The following is a 19,520-nucleotide window of genomic DNA, read 5'->3' as shown; positions in this document are numbered from 1 at the left end:
ATAAACGTATGTACATAGTTTGTATTACTGTTCAGTCGCGGTTGCAGTCGTCGGTTGCTGCTTCGGTCAGCCAGCCCGCCATCATCTCGTAGACGGCCTCCACGGCATCTCGGGCGGCTCGGGCATCGGCCTCGGAGTCGCCGACGGGGTCGAAATCGACGGTCCATGCGATGCGCGACAAGGAGGGTCTCTCGTCGTCGCCGATCTCCTCGTTCACCGTGACGGTCGCTTCGAACCGGCTCACGGGCAGTGGGTTGTCCGTGATCGTGTAGCTCAGGGTCATCTTCTCCGGCTGGAGTCCGGTGAGCTTCTCGACCACGGGGACGGGACCGCTGCCGTGGATGCACCGCCGCATTCCGATGCCTGACCCGATGACTTCGACCTGGCCGGCGATGGGGATCCAACTGACATCGCCGAAATCGGCGAGGATGGCCCACAAGGCGTCAGCGGGGGCCGCGACGACCTTGGTGATGACGCTGATCGGCATTATGGGAAGCTATCACCTTACTGAACAGATAATCGGATAGTGTTCTGATGTCTCACTGAGTGGCGGCAAGGCGGGAGGTGACGTGCGGTGGGCGATCCGGGCGAGTTCGAGGTCGACGACGACTGGGTGCGGTACGAGGTCGTCGAGCCACACATCGCGCAGATCACCATTGATCGGCCGGACCGCCGCAACGCGATTCTGTCGCCGGACATGCACAACCTTTTCAAGGACCGGCTCGACCGGGCGGAGGGTGACGACGACATCAAGGTGGTCGTCCTGGTTGCCGAGGGCAAGGACTTCTCCAGCGGTGACGATGTCGGACGGCTGCCCGTCGAGCAGGCGGGTCTGCAGAAGGGGAAGCGGCTGGCGCAGACCGCGCGGATGGGCAATGCCCGCCGCCTGCACCGGCACTTGACGAACTGGCTGGAATTCCCCAAGACCGTGATCGCCGCGTGTCAGGGCGCCACCCTCGGCGCCGGCATGAACCTGGCTTTGGCCGCCGATATCCTCGTGGTGTCCGACGACATGTATCTGGCGCGTCCGCAGGCGCGGATCGGCTTCGCGGGATTTTCCACGGCGATGCCGCTGGCACTACTCAAACTTGGCCCGAACCGCGGCTACGAGGCGATGATCACCGGCCGAAAGGTGCGCGCCGACGAACTCGAGCGCTGGGGTGTGGCGTCGTCGGTCGTACCGGCAGCAGAACTGCGCGGCGAGGCGATGCGGTACGCGAGAGCGATTTCGCACCATTCGGCCGACGGCCTGATGGTCGGCAAGCACGCGCTCATTACGTTCTGGAATGCCGTCGGAATGGCGCAGTTCGCCGACTTCGTCCCGATGGCGCACACCGTTTTCAGCAACTTGTCCTGGCGTGACGACGAATTCAACTTCATGAAGGAGCGCACGAGCCGGGGTGGACGCGAGGCGATGGCGGAGTTGGAACGCCGCTACACCGAATGGGGATTCGACTGACAATGGGTAGACAGATATACACATTTCGTACTTGTGTTCTGTATCGTGGTAGCGACTGACATCGGCGCGAGGAGCTGACGAGCAATGGGAGTTCTTGACGGGCGGACCGCTCTGGTCACCGGCGCGGGGCGGGGCATCGGCGCGGCAATCGCCGAAGGGCTGGCCGCGGAGGGGGCCATCGTGATGGTGTCCGATGCCGGTGTCGCGGTCGACGGGTCCGGACACGACACCGGCCCGGCCGAGACGGTCGCCACGGCGATCAACGAGCGGGGCGGCAAAGCCTTTCCGGACTGCACCGACATCACTGATTTCGCCGCATGCGCCGACCTGATCAACCGCGCGGCGTCCACCCTCGGCGGGTTCGACATCATGGTCAACGCCGCCGGTATCCTGCGGGACGGCATGGTTTTCAAAATGCCCGAACAGGACTGGGATTCGGTCATCGCGGTCCATCTCAAGGGCACGTTCAACCTGACCCGCCATGCTTCGGCGTGGTGGCGGGAGAACCGAGGCGGGCAGTACCGTCTGATCAACTTCACGTCCATGTCGGGTCTGCAGGGCGCGCCGAGCCAACCCAACTACGCGGCCGCGAAGATGGGCATCGTCGGACTGACCTTTTCCTGCGCCAACGCGCTCAAAGGATACGGAGTGCGCTCGAATGCGATCGCGCCGATCGCGGGAACCCGTATGACGCAGGGCATCAAGGGTGGGGGCAGCATGGACTACTCGGCAGCCAATCAGCGATTGTCTCCGGCGAACGTGGTTCCACCGGTGGTCTATCTCGCCAGCGAACAGTCGGACTGGCTGAACCGGCGAGTGATCTTCGCCGGCAACGGCCGAATCAGCCTGATGTCCAACCCGGTCGTCGAACGCGAGATCGTCTCCTCGTCGGGGACATGGGACATTCCGACCGCCTTCGCCGAGATCGAGACCTCGTTCAAAGAAGCGGTGCTCTACCCGAACATCTTCGACAAACCGTCTGCCAGCTAGACCACAGAAGGGGTGCGCGATGACGTCTATCGATGATGTCGCCGACGCCGACGCCACCGGAAAGGTGCCCGAGCGTTACGCCTGCGGTGAGACTTTCGTGCCGAAGACGCGCTACGTCGACCCGGATTTCCTCGCCCTCGAACTCGACCGGCTCTTCACACAGGTGTGGCAACCGGCCTGTCGCGAGGAGGAGATCCCGCAGCCCGGCAGCTATTACGAGTACACGATCGGACGGCAGTCGATCATGGTGGTGCGACAAAAGGACGACACCATCAAAGCGTTCTACAACGCCTGCACGCATCGCGGCATGAAGGTCGTCCGGGGCGCGGGCTGTGCTAGCGAGGGCGACCTGCGTTGCCCCTTCCACGGCTGGCGGTTCGGCCTCGACGGCAGGTCGGCGTTCGTCCCGGCACGGGACGAGTTCCTGCATCGCCCGCGTGAGCAGTGGTCGCTCAAACCGGTGACGGTCGGCACCTGGGGTGGCTGGGTGTTCATCAGCATGGCCGACGATCCGCCCGATCTTCTCGGTTGGCTGGATCCGCTACCAACCGCGCTGGCATCGTTCCGATTGCAGGACATGCGTTTTCGTTGGCGAAAGCGCACTTTCCTGCAGGCGAACTACAAGACCGTCATCGATGCCTTCATCGAGGGCTATCACACACCGGGGACACACCCACAGACGTTGCGTGCGGCCCAGGGGCCGCGCCCCTCGGCCGAACCTGCCCCGCCGCAGGAGTTCAGCTACGCCCCTTACACACCGACGATTCCATACCGGAACCATTCGCGCTTCATCTACACCGCGCGTCCGGACAGCGGCAACCGGGACAGCGCTCGCAAGGCACAGGCGGCCCGGCCCGAAGTCTTCGCGAACTCGATGCAGTACAACTACCTCGAGGTCGGTTCGCTGGTCACCGAACGGGACTACCGCGCCGCACAGCAGCTCGCGGCCATGGAACCAACCGACGTACCCCCGTTCGTGCGCTACCACCAGCTGTGCGAGGAACTCGCACTGGCCGAGGGGGTTGATTTTCCGACGATGACGATGGAGCAGTACTTCGCGGGCAACGGCGACTGGCACGTGTTTCCCACGTTGGTGATTCTGGTGGAGAAGTCATGCGTGTTGGGCTACCGCATGTTGCCGGACGCCGAAGACCCCAACCGGTGTGTGTTCGAGATGTTCTCCCTGGAGCATTTCGCATCCGCTGAAGTACCCGAAACCGCCTGGCAGGAGTTTCCCCGCTGGCAGGATCACGATGGGTGGGGTGAGCTGCCTACCCAGGACCTGATGAACATCGACGCCATCCATGCGGGCATGCACTCCAGGGGCTTCGACGGCCTATGGCTGAACACCGCCCAGGAGATGTCGATCCGCAACGAACATGCAATCGCCGACCGGTTCATCTTCGGTTCCGAGGAAGTCTCCGCCGGTGACTGACGGCGCCGCCGGGTGGGGCCGACCGGGTCCTGCCCTGACTGAATTGAATCGGACGTACTGGACATCCGGCGCCGAGGGGTTGTTCAGGCTGCAGCGTTGCCCTGAGTGCGAACGCCTGATCCATCCGCCGGCACTGCGGTGTCAGCGTGACCACGCCAGCCCCGAGTGGGCGACGCTGTCCGGCCGCGGCGTCGTCGAGAGCTGGACGGTGAACCGTCATCCGTTCTATCCGGGTTTTCCTGATCCGTACGTCATTGCATTCGTCAACCCGATCGAAGATGTCCGTACTCGGGTGTTGACGAACCTCGTCAACATCGACCCTGACGATATCGCGCCGGGGATGCCGGTGCGGGTGCGCTTCGAGAGCGACGACGAGAACGTGGTGTTCTTCCCGCTGTTCGCCCCGGACGACCGGTGACGTCGCCGCTCACCGACCGGGTGATCATCAGCGGTGTCGGCCAATCTGACATCGGTCGCCGCCTCGGCCGGGATCCGTTGCAGCTCACAGTCGATGCATGCCTGGCCGCCGTCACAGACGCCGGCCTCACCCTTGCCGACATCGACGGCCTCACGACCTACCCTGGCGCTTCGATGGCGGGCAGGGGATTCTCGGGTGCCGGCATACGGGAGATCCACGATGCTCTCGGCATCAAACCGAACTGGGTGGCCGGCGGGGTCGAGTACCCGGGTCAGCTCGGCGCGGTCGTCGACGCCATGCTCGCGGTCGCGGGCGGATTGGCCGATCATGTGCTGTGCTGGCGCAGCATCTGGGAGGGAACAGCGCAGGGCAGCGGCCGACGCCGCGGTTACAGCACCCCGGAAGGCACCAAGGCCGCCGGTCAGCTCGGCTGGCAGTTGCCCTACGGCGCGTCTGCCGCCAACCTCGCCGGGCTGCAGATCCGCACCCGCATGCACCGTTTCGGTCTCACCCGTGAACAACTCGGCCAGATCGCGGTGGTGCAACGTAGACACGCCGCGCTGAACCCGAAGGCCGTGTATCGCGATCCGATCGATCTCGACACGTACCTCGAGGCGCGGATGGTTTCGGATCCGTTGTGCATGTACGACTGCGACATCGCCTGCGACGGAGCCACCGCATTCGTCATCTCCAGGGCCGAGCATGCCGCCAGCCTCCAGCACCCTCCCGTCGTCGTGGAAGCCCTCGACTGTGCCCACCGCGACCGCTTCCTGTGGGAGGGTGGCGAAGATATCGCCAGGATCAGCTCGCGGTGGTCGCGGATCTGGGAGCGCACGGACTTCTCACCAGGCGACGTCGACTACGCGTCGCTCTACGACGGCTTCAGCGTGTTCGTGTTGTGCTGGTTGGAGGACTTCGGCCTGTGCGAGTTCGGCGAATCCGGTGAGTTCGTCGCAGACCCGAGGCGCATCTCGTTGGCGGGTGAGTTGCCGATCAACTCGGGCGGCGGACAATTGTCGGGTGGCCGACTGCACGGCTTCGGCCACCTCCACGAAGCGTGCCTGCAGATCCGCGGTGAAGCGGGCGAGCGGCAGGTCAAGGATGCCGGTCTTGCCGCTGTGGGTGTCGGGGCTGCCAACAGCGGAACCACCGCGATGCTGTTGCGCACGTGCTGATCTGACCTGGCCCTGGTCGCAGTTGCACGCGAGCATAAGCTCGGTGTACATGGATACCCCACCCGAAATGAGGGCCTCGGACGCCGACCGCGCCGCAGTGACCCAGATTCTGGAGCAGGCCGTCGGGCAGGGCATGCTCTCGCTCGACGAGTACACCGAGCGGGTGGACGTCGTGCTCGCCGCTCGGACCCGCCGCGAACTGGACACCGTGATCGCCGACCTGCCTCACGTCCGTCGTCAAGCCGCGCCCGCGCCTCCCGGAGTGCTGCGCAGCTGGATGTCGAGCATCACCCGCAAGGGGCAGTGGACGGTGCCACCGCGGCTGCAGCTGGTCACCAGGATGTGTTCGACGACGCTGGATTTCACGTCAGCGACGTTGCAGAGCCCGGTGGTGCAGATCGAGATCGACGACTACTTCAGCTCCAGCGAACTGATTCTGCCCGACGGCGCGACCGCCGACCTCAACGGCGTGGACAATGTCGGCTCCTCCACCTCGGTCAAAGTGGGGACCAGCCCGCCGTCGAACCGGCTGCACGTCGTAGTCACCGGACGGGTCCGGTTCGGCTCGCTGACCGCTCGGCACCCGCTGGGGACCACGCTCAAGCGACTGCTGCGCTGAACCCCGCCCCCCGCCGGAACTGTATTCCAGCAGCGAAAATGCGAGTGGACGCCTGCTGGAATACCGTTCCGGCGGTCGGGTCACTGATGCTTGAGGCCGGCGGCGCGGATCCCGGACGCCCGCAACTCGAGCGCGGCGAGACCCCGGATGGCGATCGGATCCTGCTCCCGCCAGGCCCCCACCGGGTCGGCGCTGACCGCCGCCAGCTTCGCCAGTGGGCGGTTGGCCAGCGCCCGCAACGCAAGCAGTTGCTCACCGGCCGCGGTGGACGCCAGCGTGACGGCGGTCCACTTGCGCCGGAAGAACCGCACCCGCAGGAACAGCCACGGCATCATCAGCGCCAGGATCGGTGGTGCCGCCACTGCGAGGGCGAGAAGCCAGGCCAACCACCCGGCCGTCACCCCCAGGTTCTGCCCGGCACCGGCGATCTCGCGGGCCGCGTCGCCGGCGGCGGTCAGCGGACGGGCCAGCGAGTCACCGATCAGCGGGATGTCGTCGGCGCTGTTGCCCGCCGAGTCGAGGTTGCCCGCCACCCCGTTCGCGCCGCTCTCCAGCTGGTAGCCGAAATCGGCGATGATCGACACCGCGGAGTGCACCGCCATGCCGACCAACACCCAGATCGTTGTCCAGATGATCACCACGACGTCGCTGAGCAGCTGCCACAGCAGCCGACCGGGCGTTGTGGCGTAGGGAACCCACCGCGATTTCATGGGTTCGATCACAACACACCGCGGCCGTTAGGCTGGCCGAATGCGCCCCGCTCTGTCCGACTACCAGCACCTGGCCAGCGGCAAGGTTCGTGAGCTGTACCGGGTCGACGACCAACTCCTGCTGTTCGTCGCCTCGGACCGGATCTCGGCCTACGACCACATCCTGGACTCGGAGATACCCGACAAGGGCCGGGTTCTGACAGCCATGAGTGTGTTCTTCTTCGATCATCTGGATTCGCCCAACCACCTCGCGGGCCCGCCCGACGACACGCGCATCCCCGAGGAGGTGCTGGGACGAGCGCTGGTGGTGGAGCAACTCGAGATGCTTCCGGTGGAAGCGGTGGCCCGCGGCTACCTGACCGGGTCGGGACTGATCGACTATCAGCACACCGGCGCGGTGTGCGGAATCGCGTTGCCGGCCGGTCTGGTGGAGGCCAGCAGGTTCGCCGAGCCGTTGTTCACCCCGGCCAGCAAGGCTGAATTCGGCCAGCACGATGAGAACATCACCTTCGACCGGGTGGTCGAACTCGTCGGTGCCGCCCGCGCCGACGAACTGCGCGACCGCACGTTGCAGACCTACGCCCAGGGCGCGGAGCACGCGCTGAGCCAGGGCATCATCGTCGCCGACACGAAATTCGAGTTCGGAGTGGATGCCGACGGCGTACTCAAACTCGCCGACGAGGTGTTCACACCCGATTCGTCGCGCTACTGGCGCGCCGAGGACTACGTCGAGGGCGAAGCGCAGAACAGCTTCGACAAACAGTTCGTCCGAAACTGGTTGACCAGCCCCGAGTCCGGCTGGGACCGGGCAACCGACACTCCGCCGCCGCCGCTGCCCGCCGACATCGTCGACGCCACAAGAGCCCGCTACATCGAAGCTTACGAACGAATTTCGGGTCTGAGGTTCGACGACTGGATCGGCGTGGCCGCGTGAGCGCGGGGCAGGCGCCGGTCGCCAGGCGGGCAGCGCACCGCCGGGAACATCACGGCGACGTGTTCATCGACCCCTACGAGTGGCTGCGGGACAAGTCCAGCCAGGAGGTGATCGATCACCTCGAGGCCGAGAACGCCTACACCGATCACGTTACCGCGGCACTCGAGCCCCTGCGACAGAAGATCTTCGACGAGATCAAGTCCAGAACCAAGGAAACCGACCTCTCGGTGCCCACCCGTCGGGGTGACTGGTGGTACTACGGACGCAGCTTCCAGGGAAAGCAGTACGGTGTGCAGTGCCGTTGCCCGGTGACCGATCCCGACGACTGGACACCCCCGCAGTTCGACGAGCACACCGAGATTCCGGGCGAGCAGGTGCTGCTGGACGAGAACGTCGAGGCCGAAGGGCACGACTTCTTCTCGCTGGGCGCAGCCACCGTCAGCGTCGACGGAAACGTCCTGGCGTACTCGGTCGACGTCAAGGGCGACGAGCGGTACACGTTGCGCTTCAAGGATCTGCGGACCGGTCGGCGCTACGAGGACGAGATCGCCGGAATCGGCGCCGGCGCCACCTGGGCGGCAGACAACCACACCGTGTATTACGTCACCGTGGACGACGCATGGCGGCCGGACACCGTGTGGCGCCACCGGTTGGGCGCCGGGTTGCCGGCCGAACGGGTGTACCACGAACCCGACGAACGATTCTGGGTCGCAGTGGGACGCACCCGCAGCAACAAGTACGTGATCATCGCCGCGGGCAGCGCCGTGACCTCCGAACTGCGATACGGTGACGCTGCCGACCCGCAGGCCGAGTTCACGTCGGTATGGCCGCGGCGGGAGAACGTCGAATACTCGGTCGACCACGTCGTCGTCGACGGGCAGGACCGATTTCTCATCCTGCACAACGACGGAGCGGAGAACTTCACCCTCGTCGAGGCGCCGGTCGACGATCCCACGCGGTCCCGAACCCTGATCGAGCATCGCCACGACGTCCGGTTGGACTCCGTCGACGCCTTCGGTGGACACCTGGTGGTCAGCTACCGCAAGGACGCGTTGCCGCGAATTCAGCTGTGGCCCATCGAGGAAGAAGGATACGGGCAGGCCCAGGACATCACCTTCGACTCCGAACTGATGTCGGCAGGGCTGTCGGCCAACCCGAACTGGAGCGCACCCAAACTGCGCATCGGTGCGACGTCGTTCGTCACCCCGGTACGCATCTACGATCTGGATCTGGATACCGGTGAGCGCACGCTGTTGCGGGAGCAGCCCGTCCTGGGTGACTACCGCCCCGAAGACTACGTCGAGCGCCGGGACTGGGCGGTCGCACCCGACGGTGCGCGGATACCGATCTCGATCATCCACCGGGCCGGTCTGCGGTATCCGGCACCGGTGCTGCTGTACGGCTACGGCGCCTACGAGTCGTGCGAGGACCCGAGATTCTCCATCGCCAGGCTGTCGTTGCTCGATCGGGGGATGGTGTTCGCGATCGCCCACGTGCGCGGTGGCGGTGAACTCGGCAGAGGGTGGTACGAGCACGGCAAGTTGCTGGAGAAGCGCAACACGTTCACCGACTTCATCACGGCGGCAAGTCATCTCGTCGGTACCGACGTCACGCTGCCGGAGAACCTGGTGGCCTACGGCGGTAGCGCGGGCGGCCTACTGATGGGGGCGGTGGCCAACCTGGCACCCGATCTCTTCGCCGGGATCCTGGCCGCGGTGCCCTTCGTCGACCCGCTCACCACGATCCTGGATCCGTCGCTGCCACTGACGGTCACCGAGTGGGACGAGTGGGGTAACCCGCTGGAGGATGCCGACGTGTACGAGTACATGAAGTCCTACTCGCCGTACGAGAACGTCGCGGCCAGGAAGTACCCGGCGATCCTGGCGATGACCTCGCTCAACGACACCAGGGTGTATTACGTGGAGCCGGCGAAATGGGTTGCCGCGCTTCGTCACGTCCAATCCGACCCGGCCAACGACGCCGCCAAGGTGCTGCTCAAGACCGAGATGAACGCCGGCCACGGCGGCATCAGCGGGCGCTACGAGCGGTGGAAGGAAGCCGCCTTCCAGTACGCGTGGCTGCTGGACCGGGCTGGTCTGGGCAGCAACGAGTCCAGCGTCTAAACGGCTGTCTCGTCAAGTCGTCGAACGGCGTCCGCCCAATCCGGGGGCGACGGTTCGGCAGTCTCCCAGAAGGTGAAGACGGAGTCGGCCATCCGTGTTCGGAACCTGGCCATCGTCGCGGCGTGCGGTTGGGCGGCGACCGCCGCGTCGAGTGCACTGCGATCGCTCCATGCCGACAGCGTGAAAAACGTCCTTCGCAACGGCCGGGTGATCAGGGACACTCCGATGACGCCGGGCGACTTCAGCATCTGATCGCGAACCCGCAACGACGCGAGGAAGAAGCCGGGCACATCTCGCCACCGCTTCATCTCGAAGCGGGAGGCCATCACCAATGCCCCGGGTGCGCGGTGGTGGGAGTCGCCGCTGGGGGTGGTCCACGGAAGGGTCGGCATGGAGATCCTCTCCAAGTCGGAGCCTCGACAGAGGCCGCACTATCTTGACAGTGACAAGTTCGATGCTAGGAGGGCCAACTAGGCAGTGTCAAGATCGTGGGTACGATGGTGCGATGACCAGGGACTCCTACCATCACGGTGATCTGAAAACGGTGATCCTCGAACGGGCTGCGATCCTTGTCGCCGAGCGAGGAGCAGACGGTGTCTCACTGCGTGAACTGGCTCGCGCCGCAGGTGTTTCCCATGCCGCGCCGGCGCATCACTTCGTGGACCGGCGCGGCGTGTTCACCGCACTGGCCGCCCAGGGGTGGCGCAACATGGCGTCCGCCCTCGCCGAGGCGCGGCCCCAGTTCGACGACGCGGCCCTGGCGTACGTGCGTTTCGCCGTGGACCACCCCGGCCACTACGAGGTGATGTTCGACCGTTCGCTGGTGGACCCCGACAACGCCGAGCTGATCGCGGCCCAGGATGCCGCGGGTGCAGAACTCGCGGCCGGCGTAGGCACGCTGAATGATCCACGTGCCCAAGAGGATCCGCAGGCTGCCGCCCTGGCCGCGTGGTCGCTGGTGCACGGGTTCGTGATGCTCTGGCTCAACGAGGCGATCGAGACCCGCGAGGATCCGGTCGCCACCGTGCAGCGGGTGGCCCGGATGCTGTTCACAAAATGAGCCGCGGGTAGCGTCGTGTGCATGACCGAAACGCCCTTGACCGACATCGCGCTCACCACTCTGGACGGCCGCTCCACGACGTTGGCCGAGTTGGCCGGCGGTGCCGCGCTGGTGGTGAATGTCGCCTCCAAATGCGGGTTGACACCGCAGTACAGCGCACTCGAACAGCTCGCGAAGGACTACGGCGGCCGCGGACTGACGGTGATCGGAGTGCCGTGCAACCAGTTCATGGGCCAGGAGCCCGGCAGCGCCGAGGAGATCGAGACCTTCTGCTCGACGACGTACGGCGTGACGTTTCCGCTGCTGGCCAAGACCGAGGTCAACGGTCCCGGCAGGCACCCGCTCTACGCTGAGCTCACCAAGGTCGCCGACGAGCAGGGCGAAGCCGGTGACGTGCAATGGAACTTCGAGAAGTTCCTGTTGGCTCCCGGCGCCACCGAGGTCAAGCGGTTCCGTCCCCGCACCGAGCCCGACGCCCCTGAGGTGATCTCGGCGATCGAAGCGGTCTTGCCGCGCTAGCCGAACCGACACCTGCGGTCGGAGTGTTCGCAACCGTCCGGACACCTGGTGTTGCGACACTGCGGACGTGGCAGGACAACTGATCGTCTCGATCTCCGGTGTCAGCGAGCGCACGCTCGCCGACGTCGCATCATTTCGTGCTCAACTCCACGACCGCGGCGTGCCGGCATCGTTCCTGGTGGCGCCGCGTCTGAAGGGCGGGTACCGGCTCGACCGTGACCCCGGCACCGTGGACTGGCTGGCCGGCCGTCGCGCCGACGGTGACGCCATCGTGCTGCACGGGTTCGACGAGGCCGCCACCAAAGCGCGCAAGGGTGAGTTCGCGACATTGCCCGCCCACGAGGCGAACCTGCGGCTGATGGCCGCCGACCGCACCCTCGAACACCTCGGTCTACGCACCCGGCTGTTCGCGGCCCCGGGGTGGAATGTCTCCCCGGGTGCGGTGACAGTATTGCCCCGCAATGGGTTTCGCCTTCTGGCCGGTATCAGCGGCATCACCGACCTGATCCGCGACCAGACGGTGCGCACCCGGGTGCTCGGGATCGGGGAAGGTTTCCTGGCCGAGCCGTGGTGGTGCCGCACCTTGGTGCTGTCCGCCGAGCGCACCGCGCGGCGAGCAGGTGTTGTGCGGGTCGCGGTGGCGGCGCGCCACCTGCGCCGCCCGGGCCCCCGCCAGGCGATGCTCGACGCCGTCGACCTGGCGCTGATGCACGGTTGCGTCCCGACCGTCTACCAGTGGCGCGCACGACCTGCGCTGTCCGACGCCGCGTGAGGACTGCCGGGCCGTAGATTGGGCCAATGGCTGACGCTGATGTCATCGTCGTGGGTGCCGGACTGGCGGGCCTGGTGGCCGCGTGCGAACTGGTCGAACGCGGCCGCCGTGTCCTGATCGTCGACCAGGAGAACGAGGCGAACATCGGTGGCCAGGCGTTCTGGTCGTTCGGCGGGTTGTTCTTCGTCGACAGCCCTGAACAGCGCCGCCTCGGCATCCACGACAGCCACGAGTTGGCGTTGCAGGACTGGCTCGGCACCGCCGGGTTCGACCGCCCCGAGGACCACTGGCCCAGGCAGTGGGCGCACGCCTACGTCGACTTCGCGGCGGGGGAGAAGCGCAGCTGGCTGCGCGACCGGGGATTGCAGACCTTCGCCCTGGTCGGCTGGGCCGAACGGGGCGGCTACGACGCCAGGGGGCACGGCAACTCGGTACCGCGCTTCCACATCACCTGGGGGACCGGGCCGGCCCTGGTCGACATCTTCACCCGCCGGCTGGCCGGGGTGCGGTTCGCCCACCGGCACCGCGTCGACGAACTCGTCGTCGAAGGCGGATCCGTGGTCGGGGTCCGCGGCGCGGTGCTGGAGCCATCATCGGCAGCGCGTGGGGTGGCGTCGTCGCGCGAGGTCGTCGGTGATTTCGAGTTCCGGGCACAGGCGGTCGTGGTCGCCAGTGGCGGCATCGGCGGCAACCACGATCTGGTCCGCAAGAACTGGCCTGCGCGGATGGGGCGGGTTCCCGAACAACTGCTCAGCGGGGTTCCGGCCCATGTCGACGGCCGGATGCTCGAGATCTCCGCCTCGGCCGGCGGGAACCTGATCAACAGCGACCGGATGTGGCACTACACCGAGGGCATCACCAATTACGACCCGATCTGGCCGCTGCACGGCATCCGGATCCTGCCCGGGCCGTCGTCGCTGTGGCTGGACGCCACCGGCAAGCGTCTTCCCGCGCCGCTGTACCCCGGGTTCGACACCCTGGGCACGTTGGAGTACATCGCCAAGACCGGCCACGACTACACCTGGTTCGTGCTGAACTCCCGGATCATCGACAAGGAGTTCGGCCTGTCGGGCCAGGAGCAGAACCCCGATCTGACCGGCCGGAGTGTGCGCGGCGTGCTCGAGCGGGCCCGCAACGGTCCCGCGCCGGTACACGCGTTCGTCGACAAGGGCGTCGACTTCGTCACCGCGCATTCGCTGCGGGATCTGGTCGCTGCGATGAACGCGGTACCCGACGTCGAGCCACTGGACTTCGCGGTCGTCGAGGCGGAGGTCACCGCGCGGGACCGGGAGGTGGCCAACCGGTTCACCAAGGACAGCCAGGTTACCGCGATCCGTGCCGCCCGCGGCTACCTGGCGGACCGGATCAGCCGGGTGATCGCCCCGCACCGGCTGACAGATCCGAAAGCCGGACCGCTGATCGCCGTGAAGCTACACATCCTGACGCGTAAATCGTTGGGCGGGTTGGAAACCGACCTCGATTCCCGCGTCCTGCGCAGTGACGGGACAGTGCTCCCCGGGCTGTACGCCGCCGGCGAGGCCGCCGGGTTCGGGGGCGGCGGGGTGCACGGCTACCGGTCGCTCGAGGGAACCTTCCTCGGCGGCTGTGTGTTCTCCGGCCGGGCTGCGGGGCGCGCCGCCGCGCGTGCGGTCTTGTGAATCAGGCGCGTAAAGCGACACCTACGGTGCTTTCGCGCGCCCGATTCGCATCAGAACTGCGTTCCGCTCTCGGGTTCGAGGACCTGGAAGTCGGTGTCGGTCATCTCGGTGAGCCGCCCGTAAAAGATGGGTCGCGCAACCGGGTCGATGATCGCCTGGTGGATCGGCACCGCGTGTGTTGGTGCCACCGCACGTAGATAGTCCACCGCCTCGGAGATCTTCATCCACGGGGCCGCCGCCGGGGTGGCCAGCACGTCGACCGGCTCGCCGGGCACGAACAACGCGTCGCCGGGGTGCATCAGCTTGGCGGCGTGCTCACCGTCACCGACGAGGTAGGAGATGTTGTCGATGACCGGGATCTCGGGGTGGATCACTGCGTGGGTGCCGCCGACGCCGCGCACCGTCAGGTGGCCGATGGACAGCTGGTCGCCGACATTGACGGGCTGCCACGGCGCACCCAGCTGGGCGGCGGTCTGCGGGTCGGCGTAGAGGGCCGCCTGAGGGTTGGCCTCGATCAGCGTGGGCAAGCGCTCGGTGTCGGCGTGATCGGGATGCTGGTGGGTGATCAGGATCGCCGACAGGCCGCTGATGCCCTCGAAGCCGTGGGAGAAGGTGCCAGGGTCGAACAGGACCGTCGTCTGCGAGCCCGAACCGTCCGCAAAGCTCGCCAGCAGGCAGGAATGACCGAAATGTGTGAGCTGCATGCCCTTATGCATACCCGCTTCGGGGCGATGCGTGCGCGCGCTCCGGTGATCAGATGTCGCCGCAGGTAGAGTGATCGCCGTGGCAAAAGTGGTAGTGCACGTCATGCCGAAGACCGAGATCCTCGACCCGCAGGGACAGGCCATCGTCGGCGCCCTGGGCAGGCTGGGTTTCGACGGCGTCTCCGATGTCCGGCAGGGCAAGCGGTTCGAGCTCGAGGTCGACGAGGGCATCGACGACGAGAAGCTCGCCGAGATCGCCGAGTCCCTGCTCGCCAACACCGTGATCGAGGACTGGACCGTCAGCCGGGAGGACAGCGCATGACCCGCGTCGGGGTGATCACGTTCCCCGGCACGCTCGACGACATCGACGCCGCCCGCGCGGTGCGCCTCGCCGGGGCCGAAGCCGTCAACCTCTGGCATGCCGACGCCGACCTCAAGGGCGTCGACGCGGTGGTGGTGCCGGGCGGCTTCTCCTACGGCGACTATCTGCGTTGCGGGGCGATCGCGCGGTTCGCGCCGGTGATGGGCGAGGTGGTCGCCGCTGCCGGGCGCGGCATGCCGGTGCTGGGGATCTGCAACGGGTTCCAGGTGCTCTGCGAGGCCGGTCTGCTGCCGGGAGCGCTGACCCGCAATGCCGGGCTGCACTTCATCTGCCGCGACGTCTGGCTGGAGGTCGCCTCCAACTCGTCGGCCTGGACGTCGCGCTACGAGAAGGGCGCCGACCTGCTGGTGCCGCTGAAGTCCGGCGAGGGGCGCTACGTCGCCGGCCGGGACGTGCTCGACGAACTCGAGGGCGAGGGACGCGTGGTGTTCCGGTACCGGGAGAACCTCAACGGCTCGATGCGCGACATCGCCGGGATCAGTTCGGCCAACGGCCGTGTCGTCGGGTTGATGCCGCACCCCGAACACGCCACCGAAGCCTTGACCGGCCCGTCCGACGACGGGCTCGGGCTGTTCTACTCCGCGCTGGACGCGGTGCTCGCGGCTTAGCCGATCACCGGCCGTCAACGATCGCTGCGGCGCCACATGAACTTCAGCCCGGACCACGTTTCGTCGACCGCCGCCACCTTGATGTCGACCAGGCCGGTGGCCAGGCCGATGGCTCGCACCCGGTTACCGTCAAGATCGGTGCTGACCCCGGACGTCTTCTTGGGCCAACTCACCCACAGTGCGCCGGTCTTGGCCAAATGGTCCTTGAGCACGGGTATGTCGGCATCCAGGTCGGCCTCCCTCGTGGCGAAGTAGTGGATGAACGCAGCCTCCGGCGCCAGCACATCGGTGACCTGCAGCTCGACGCCGCTGTCGAACAACTCCGGATACGAGCCGGGGTAGCCCCTGACGACCACCGGCTCGGCGGGATTGATCCCGAGTTTGCGGTGCGCCTGGGTACCGGACACGTTCGCCCGATTTCAGGCGCCCGGGGCACTCAGGGCACTAGGCCGTGAGCGCGACCGACGCCTCCGCGGTGTAGCACAGGAACGTCATCGTCTCCTCCAGATACAGTGCGACGGTGTCCGCGTCGTGGGACAGATACCCGATCGACACGTCGGTGCCCAGCTGCAGGTCGAAATCACCGCCGCGGGTGGACAACACGAAGGCTCCGTCGATGGCCGGGGCCCAGATGATGTCGCCGTCGACCAGCCGGTTGAGGTGCTCACGGATGGGATAACCGTGGGCGGTGGTCTCGCTGACCTTGGTGTACACCTCTGCCGACAACAGCACGCTGTAGGGGCCGTCGACGCCGGCCAGTCGCAGTTCTGAGAGCGCCTGGCTGATCACATCCGGGATCTCGCGGGGATCTTCGGGAAGTGCGAGGTTCGGGCAGGAGCTCGATGTGCGGATCCCGCTGATCTGGGCGTCCTCGTACCCTTCGAAGATCGCTCGGTCCTCGACGAAGGCCAGCTTCCTGGCGGCCTCCTTGACTGGATCCCAGTCCGAATCCTGAGATCCCCGCTCGACGTCGTCGATGTCGATCCGGTTGACGGTGAACGGCACCCGTAACCGGACCAGCGGGCGGGCGTCACGCAGGTGGGCGATGACCCCGTCACCGGGGGCGGCGACATCGGTCAGGTGTCCGGTGCTCACTGCGGCCGTCACCGGTCCGCCCGGTTCGCTGACGTCGACGACCCGGCGGCCGGCGATGTGGCGCTTGAACGTACGGGTGGCCTCCAGCTCGATCTCCGACCAGGCGGCCTCGGTGATCGGTGCCAGCTCGCGGTACAGGTTGTTCATTGAGGTTGTCCTTTCAGGCTGCCGATCGTCAGGGACCCGTCGTTGTCGGCGGAAGTCACCGTCGTGACCACCTCGCCTTCGACGGTCGAATCGGGCAACGGCGGTGGGTCGTTGAGGAAATCTGTGATCGGGGTGAAGAACATCGATCCGGTGACCGCGGTGGAGAAGTCCAGGACGCGGTCGGTGTTTCCCGGCGGGTCACCGAGGAACATGTTCTGCAGCATCCGTTCGGTGACCACCGCGGAGCGCGAATAGCCGATGAAGTAGGTGCCGAACTCGCCCTTGCCGATCTCGCCGAACGGCATGTTGTGTCGCACGATCTTCAACTCGGTGCCGTCGTCGTCGGTGATGACGTTCAGCGCCACATGTGAGTCCGCGGGCTTGACGTCGTCGGCGAGCTCGATGTCGTCGAGCTTGGTGCGGCCGATCACGCGTTCCTGTTCGCCGGTCGTGAGCGCATTCCAGGAGGCCATGTCGTGGACGTACTTCTGCACGTGGACGTAGCAGCCGCCGGCGAAGTCGGGGTCCTCGTCCCCGATCTGGGTGGCGCTGTCGGCCAGCGGGCCGTCGGGGTTCTCGGTGCCGTCGACGAATCCCAGCAGGTCGCGGTTGTCGAAGAACCGGAAGCCGTGCGTCTCGTCGACGACGGTGATCGCATCCATCGCGGCCACCAGCTTGGTCGCCAGCTCGAAACAGACGTCCATCGACTCCGCACGGATGTGGAACAGCAGATCCCCGGGGGTCGACGGGGCATGGTGGCGTCCGCCGGCGAGTTCGACGAACGGGTGCAGCTCGGCGGGGCGGGGGCCGGAGAACAACCGGTCCCAGGCGTGCGACCCGATCGACGTCACCACCGACAGCCGCTTGGCCGGATCGCGGAACCCGACCGCCCGCACCAGACCGGCGATGTCACCCAGCGCATCGTGAACGGTCTGTTCGCCACCCTCGTCGATTGTTGCGACAAGGAAGATGGCCGCAGGGGTCAGGGGCGCGAGGATCGCCTGCGGCAGGGGAGCGGGCACGCGTCTGACCCTAGATCAAGATCATCGCCGATGATCGACGATGATGGAGAACATGTCTGCAACTCCGCAGGGCCTGTGCGAGTTCATCGACGCGTCGCCCTCGCCGTTCCACGCCTGTGAAACGGCAGCGGCGAGGCTGCGCGCGGCCGGGTTCGGCGAACTGTCCGAGAGCGAGCCGTGGCCGGCGTCGGGCGACCACTTCGCCGTGCGGGCCGGTTCGCTGATCGCGTGGCGGTCCGACGGGGATCCGAGCTCGCCGTTCCGGGTCGTCGGCGCCCACTCCGACAGCCCCAACCTGAGGGTCAAGCAGCATCCGGACCGGTTCGTGTCGGGCTGGCAGGTGGTGGCGCTGCAACCCTACGGCGGCGCGTGGCTGAACTCGTGGCTGGACCGCGACCTCGGGATCAGCGGCAGGCTGTCGGTGCGCAGGGGCGACACGGTCACCCACCAGCTGGTCAAGATCGACGAGCCGATCCTGCGGGTGCCCCAGTTGGCCATCCACCTCGCCGAGGACCGCAAGGCCGTCGAGCTCAACCCGCAGCGGCACGTCAACGCGGTCTGGGGGGTGGGCAGCGGCGCCAGGTCGTTCCCGGCGTACGTGGCCGCGCGGGCCGGGGTCGACGTCGAGGACGTGCTCGGAGCCGATCTGATGACACACGACATCAACCCGTCGCGGCTGGTCGGTGCCGAAGGTGACCTGCTCAGCGCGCCGCGCCTGGACAATCAGGCGACGTGCTACGCGGGGCTGGAGGCGTTCCTGGCGGCACCGCCGTCCGGTATCGCGCCGGTGCTGGTGCTCTTCGACCACGAGGAGGTGGGCTCCCAGTCCGGCCACGGCGCCCAGTCCGACCTGCTGGTGACGGTGCTGGAACGGCTCACGCTGGCCGCCGGGGGCGGGCGGGAGGACTTCCTGCGTCGGCTGCCGGAATCGATGGTCGCCTCCGGGGACATGGCGCACGCCACCCACCCGAACTACCCGGAACGGCACGAGCCCGGCCACCTCATCGAGGTCAACGCGGGACCGGTGCTCAAGGTGCAGCCCAACCTGCGGTATGCCACCGACGGCCGCACCGCTGCGGCGTTCGCACTGGCGTGTGCGCAGGCGGGGGTGGCGCTGCAACGGTACGAGCACCGCGCCGACCTGCCGTGCGGGTCGACGATCGGGCCGATGACGGCGGCGCGTACCGGCATCCCCACCGTGGACGTCGGAGCCGCCCAGTTGGCGATGCACTCGGCGCGCGAGGTCATGGGGGCTTCCGATGTCGCCGCCTACTCCGCTGCACTTCAGGCGTTTTTGTCACCGGCCTGATCTAGGGTCGGCGTATGGCACTTGGCATCGAGATGATCACCATCGATTGTGTTGACCCCGACGGGCTTGCCGACTGGTGGGCCAAGGCTGCCGGTGGCGACGTGAACGCCGTGGCACCAGGAGAATTCGTGATGGTCACCGGCGAGGGACGCCCGGCGCTGGGCTTCCAGCGGGTGCCGGACCCGACGCCGGGCAAGAACAAGGTGCACCTGGACTTCCACTCCGCGGACAAGGAAGCCGAGGTGGCGCGCCTGGTCGGTCTGGGAGCCCGGGAAACCGGCCGGCACAGCTTCGGGCCCGAGTTCGACTGGGTGGTGCTGGCAGACCCCGAGGGCAACGCGTTCTGCGTCGCCGGGGGCTGATCGGCCGCGCCGTTAGACT

General features: G+C 66.8%; 23 protein-coding genes. 16 read left to right on the top strand and 7 right to left on the bottom strand.

The genetic code is table 11. The features are described from left to right. Positions 1-31 precede the first annotated feature (31 nt). Positions 32-487, bottom strand: coding sequence for an SRPBCC family protein (locus BEMPMBAN_RS00445; protein ID WP_159228460.1), 456 nt, complete (start codon positions 485-487; stop codon positions 32-34). A gap of 87 nt (positions 488-574) precedes the next feature. Between BEMPMBAN_RS00445 and BEMPMBAN_RS00440 the strand changes: the two genes are divergently transcribed. From BEMPMBAN_RS00440 to BEMPMBAN_RS00415, 6 genes are all read left to right on the top strand, one after another. Beyond that, complete coding sequence (locus BEMPMBAN_RS00440) at positions 575-1,459, top strand: enoyl-CoA hydratase/isomerase family protein (RefSeq protein ID WP_159228459.1); 885 nt, start codon at positions 575-577, stop codon at positions 1,457-1,459. A gap of 84 nt (positions 1,460-1,543) precedes the next feature. After that, positions 1,544-2,449, top strand: coding sequence for an SDR family NAD(P)-dependent oxidoreductase (locus BEMPMBAN_RS00435; RefSeq protein WP_159228458.1), 906 nt, complete (start codon positions 1,544-1,546; stop codon positions 2,447-2,449). Positions 2,450-2,468: 19 nt separating this feature from the next. Then, the gene (locus BEMPMBAN_RS00430; protein ID WP_159228457.1) at positions 2,469-3,884 is read left to right on the top strand and encodes an aromatic ring-hydroxylating oxygenase subunit alpha; all 1,416 of its coding nucleotides are present in this window, start codon (positions 2,469-2,471) and stop codon (positions 3,882-3,884) included. Next, on the top strand, positions 3,877-4,302 hold the full coding sequence (locus BEMPMBAN_RS00425) for a Zn-ribbon domain-containing OB-fold protein (protein ID WP_234897240.1): 426 nt from the start codon (positions 3,877-3,879) through the stop codon (positions 4,300-4,302). Before BEMPMBAN_RS00430 ends, BEMPMBAN_RS00425 begins: the two co-directional genes overlap by 8 nt. Continuing rightward, positions 4,299-5,477 (top strand): thiolase family protein, encoded by a 1,179-nt coding sequence (locus tag BEMPMBAN_RS00420; RefSeq protein ID WP_159228455.1) that lies wholly within the window; start codon positions 4,299-4,301, stop codon positions 5,475-5,477. The genes BEMPMBAN_RS00425 and BEMPMBAN_RS00420 overlap by 4 nt, the downstream gene beginning before the upstream one ends. Before the next feature lie 49 nt (positions 5,478-5,526). After that, positions 5,527-6,096: a DUF1707 SHOCT-like domain-containing protein gene (locus BEMPMBAN_RS00415; protein ID WP_159228454.1), complete on the top strand. Its 570-nt coding sequence runs from the start codon at positions 5,527-5,529 to the stop codon at positions 6,094-6,096. An 80-nt stretch (positions 6,097-6,176) separates the two neighbouring features. On the opposite strand, the gene BEMPMBAN_RS00410 is transcribed toward BEMPMBAN_RS00415, so the two are convergent. Then, complete coding sequence (locus tag BEMPMBAN_RS00410; RefSeq protein WP_159228453.1) at positions 6,177-6,806, bottom strand: hypothetical protein; 630 nt, start codon at positions 6,804-6,806, stop codon at positions 6,177-6,179. Positions 6,807-6,846: 40 nt separating this feature from the next. Between BEMPMBAN_RS00410 and BEMPMBAN_RS00405 the strand changes: the two genes are divergently transcribed. Together BEMPMBAN_RS00405 and BEMPMBAN_RS00400 are read left to right on the top strand one after the other, a co-directional pair. Next, positions 6,847-7,740: a phosphoribosylaminoimidazolesuccinocarboxamide synthase gene (locus tag BEMPMBAN_RS00405; RefSeq protein WP_159228452.1), complete on the top strand. Its 894-nt coding sequence runs from the start codon at positions 6,847-6,849 to the stop codon at positions 7,738-7,740. Next, positions 7,737-9,863 (top strand): S9 family peptidase, encoded by a 2,127-nt coding sequence (locus tag BEMPMBAN_RS00400; RefSeq protein ID WP_159228451.1) that lies wholly within the window; start codon positions 7,737-7,739, stop codon positions 9,861-9,863. The genes BEMPMBAN_RS00405 and BEMPMBAN_RS00400 overlap by 4 nt, the downstream gene beginning before the upstream one ends. Here the strand turns inward: BEMPMBAN_RS00400 and BEMPMBAN_RS00395 are convergent. Next, positions 9,860-10,255, bottom strand: coding sequence for a DUF3291 domain-containing protein (locus BEMPMBAN_RS00395; RefSeq protein ID WP_159228450.1), 396 nt, complete (start codon positions 10,253-10,255; stop codon positions 9,860-9,862). The two genes, BEMPMBAN_RS00400 and BEMPMBAN_RS00395, sit on opposite strands and share 4 nt — an antisense overlap. Positions 10,256-10,368: 113 nt before the next feature. On the opposite strand from BEMPMBAN_RS00395, the gene BEMPMBAN_RS00390 reads away from it, so the two are divergent. The 4 genes from BEMPMBAN_RS00390 (at position 10,369) to BEMPMBAN_RS00375 (ending at position 13,872) form a co-directional block, all read left to right on the top strand. Beyond that, positions 10,369-10,923 carry a TetR/AcrR family transcriptional regulator gene (locus tag BEMPMBAN_RS00390; RefSeq protein WP_159228449.1) on the top strand — a complete coding sequence of 185 codons (555 nt, stop codon included), beginning with the start codon at positions 10,369-10,371 and terminating at the stop codon, positions 10,921-10,923. Positions 10,924-10,944: 21 nt separating this feature from the next. After that, positions 10,945-11,442 (top strand): glutathione peroxidase, encoded by a 498-nt coding sequence (locus tag BEMPMBAN_RS00385; protein WP_159228448.1) that lies wholly within the window; start codon positions 10,945-10,947, stop codon positions 11,440-11,442. A gap of 67 nt (positions 11,443-11,509) precedes the next feature. After that, complete coding sequence (locus tag BEMPMBAN_RS00380; RefSeq protein WP_159228447.1) at positions 11,510-12,214, top strand: DUF2334 domain-containing protein; 705 nt, start codon at positions 11,510-11,512, stop codon at positions 12,212-12,214. 26 nt (positions 12,215-12,240) lie between these two features. Next, positions 12,241-13,872: an FAD-binding dehydrogenase gene (locus BEMPMBAN_RS00375; protein ID WP_159228446.1), complete on the top strand. Its 1,632-nt coding sequence runs from the start codon at positions 12,241-12,243 to the stop codon at positions 13,870-13,872. Between the two features lie 50 nt (positions 13,873-13,922). Here BEMPMBAN_RS00375 and BEMPMBAN_RS00370 read toward each other — a convergent pair whose 3' ends face one another. Continuing rightward, positions 13,923-14,576 carry an MBL fold metallo-hydrolase gene (locus tag BEMPMBAN_RS00370; RefSeq protein ID WP_159228445.1) on the bottom strand — a complete coding sequence of 218 codons (654 nt, stop codon included), beginning with the start codon at positions 14,574-14,576 and terminating at the stop codon, positions 13,923-13,925. Positions 14,577-14,655: 79 nt separating this feature from the next. Here BEMPMBAN_RS00370 and purS point away from each other — a divergent pair, with 79 nt between their 5' ends. Together purS and purQ are read left to right on the top strand one after the other, a co-directional pair. Then, on the top strand, positions 14,656-14,898 hold the full coding sequence (gene purS / locus BEMPMBAN_RS00365) for a phosphoribosylformylglycinamidine synthase subunit PurS (protein WP_200845818.1): 243 nt from the start codon (positions 14,656-14,658) through the stop codon (positions 14,896-14,898). Further along, positions 14,895-15,566 carry a phosphoribosylformylglycinamidine synthase subunit PurQ gene (gene purQ / locus BEMPMBAN_RS00360; protein ID WP_159228443.1) on the top strand — a complete coding sequence of 224 codons (672 nt, stop codon included), beginning with the start codon at positions 14,895-14,897 and terminating at the stop codon, positions 15,564-15,566. The genes purS and purQ overlap by 4 nt, the downstream gene beginning before the upstream one ends. A 14-nt stretch (positions 15,567-15,580) precedes the next feature. Here purQ and BEMPMBAN_RS00355 read toward each other — a convergent pair whose 3' ends face one another. Genes BEMPMBAN_RS00355 through BEMPMBAN_RS00345 form a run of 3 tightly spaced genes read right to left on the bottom strand, consistent with a single transcriptional unit; the run spans position 15,581 to position 17,830 of the window. Then, positions 15,581-15,973 carry a DUF3052 domain-containing protein gene (locus BEMPMBAN_RS00355; RefSeq protein WP_159228442.1) on the bottom strand — a complete coding sequence of 131 codons (393 nt, stop codon included), beginning with the start codon at positions 15,971-15,973 and terminating at the stop codon, positions 15,581-15,583. 37 nt (positions 15,974-16,010) lie between these two features. After that, positions 16,011-16,808 (bottom strand): family 1 encapsulin nanocompartment shell protein, encoded by a 798-nt coding sequence (locus BEMPMBAN_RS00350; protein ID WP_159228441.1) that lies wholly within the window; start codon positions 16,806-16,808, stop codon positions 16,011-16,013. Then, the gene (locus tag BEMPMBAN_RS00345) at positions 16,805-17,830 is read right to left on the bottom strand and encodes a Dyp-type peroxidase (RefSeq protein WP_159228440.1); all 1,026 of its coding nucleotides are present in this window, start codon (positions 17,828-17,830) and stop codon (positions 16,805-16,807) included. The genes BEMPMBAN_RS00350 and BEMPMBAN_RS00345 overlap by 4 nt, the downstream gene beginning before the upstream one ends. 52 nt (positions 17,831-17,882) lie before the next feature. On the opposite strand from BEMPMBAN_RS00345, the gene BEMPMBAN_RS00340 reads away from it, so the two are divergent. Together BEMPMBAN_RS00340 and BEMPMBAN_RS00335 are read left to right on the top strand one after the other, a co-directional pair. Continuing rightward, positions 17,883-19,139, top strand: coding sequence for a M18 family aminopeptidase (locus BEMPMBAN_RS00340; protein WP_159228439.1), 1,257 nt, complete (start codon positions 17,883-17,885; stop codon positions 19,137-19,139). A gap of 14 nt (positions 19,140-19,153) precedes the next feature. Further along, positions 19,154-19,501 carry a VOC family protein gene (locus BEMPMBAN_RS00335; protein WP_159228438.1) on the top strand — a complete coding sequence of 116 codons (348 nt, stop codon included), beginning with the start codon at positions 19,154-19,156 and terminating at the stop codon, positions 19,499-19,501. The last annotated feature ends 19 nt before the right edge of the window (positions 19,502-19,520 follow it).

Source organism: Mycolicibacterium austroafricanum, from assembly GCF_902705885.1.
GTDB lineage: Bacteria > Actinomycetota > Actinomycetes > Mycobacteriales > Mycobacteriaceae > Mycobacterium > Mycobacterium vanbaalenii_A.
Note: the sequence above shows the minus strand (reverse complement) of the source record. Positions and strands in the feature narration are given on the sequence as shown.

Excerpts from the sequence above, each read along its gene's own strand:
- BEMPMBAN_RS00340 (WP_159228439.1), top strand. The coding sequence starts at position 17,883 with ATGTCTGCAACTCCGCAGGGCCTGTGCGAGTTCATCGACGCGTCGCCC.
- BEMPMBAN_RS00430 (WP_159228457.1), top strand. The coding sequence starts at position 2,469 with ATGACGTCTATCGATGATGTCGCCGACGCCGACGCCACCGGAAAGGTG.
- BEMPMBAN_RS00385 (WP_159228448.1), top strand. The coding sequence starts at position 10,945 with ATGACCGAAACGCCCTTGACCGACATCGCGCTCACCACTCTGGACGGC.
- BEMPMBAN_RS00350 (WP_159228441.1), bottom strand. The coding sequence starts at position 16,808 with ATGAACAACCTGTACCGCGAGCTGGCACCGATCACCGAGGCCGCCTGG.
- BEMPMBAN_RS00370 (WP_159228445.1), bottom strand. The coding sequence starts at position 14,576 with ATGCAGCTCACACATTTCGGTCATTCCTGCCTGCTGGCGAGCTTTGCG.
- BEMPMBAN_RS00415 (WP_159228454.1), top strand. The coding sequence starts at position 5,527 with ATGGATACCCCACCCGAAATGAGGGCCTCGGACGCCGACCGCGCCGCA.
- BEMPMBAN_RS00335 (WP_159228438.1), top strand. The coding sequence starts at position 19,154 with ATGGCACTTGGCATCGAGATGATCACCATCGATTGTGTTGACCCCGAC.
- BEMPMBAN_RS00390 (WP_159228449.1), top strand. The coding sequence starts at position 10,369 with ATGACCAGGGACTCCTACCATCACGGTGATCTGAAAACGGTGATCCTC.
- BEMPMBAN_RS00410 (WP_159228453.1), bottom strand. The coding sequence starts at position 6,806 with ATGAAATCGCGGTGGGTTCCCTACGCCACAACGCCCGGTCGGCTGCTG.
- BEMPMBAN_RS00435 (WP_159228458.1), top strand. The coding sequence starts at position 1,544 with ATGGGAGTTCTTGACGGGCGGACCGCTCTGGTCACCGGCGCGGGGCGG.
- BEMPMBAN_RS00445 (WP_159228460.1), bottom strand. The coding sequence starts at position 487 with ATGCCGATCAGCGTCATCACCAAGGTCGTCGCGGCCCCCGCTGACGCC.
- BEMPMBAN_RS00375 (WP_159228446.1), top strand. The coding sequence starts at position 12,241 with ATGGCTGACGCTGATGTCATCGTCGTGGGTGCCGGACTGGCGGGCCTG.
- purQ (WP_159228443.1), top strand. The coding sequence starts at position 14,895 with ATGACCCGCGTCGGGGTGATCACGTTCCCCGGCACGCTCGACGACATC.
- BEMPMBAN_RS00395 (WP_159228450.1), bottom strand. The coding sequence starts at position 10,255 with ATGCCGACCCTTCCGTGGACCACCCCCAGCGGCGACTCCCACCACCGC.
- BEMPMBAN_RS00405 (WP_159228452.1), top strand. The coding sequence starts at position 6,847 with ATGCGCCCCGCTCTGTCCGACTACCAGCACCTGGCCAGCGGCAAGGTT.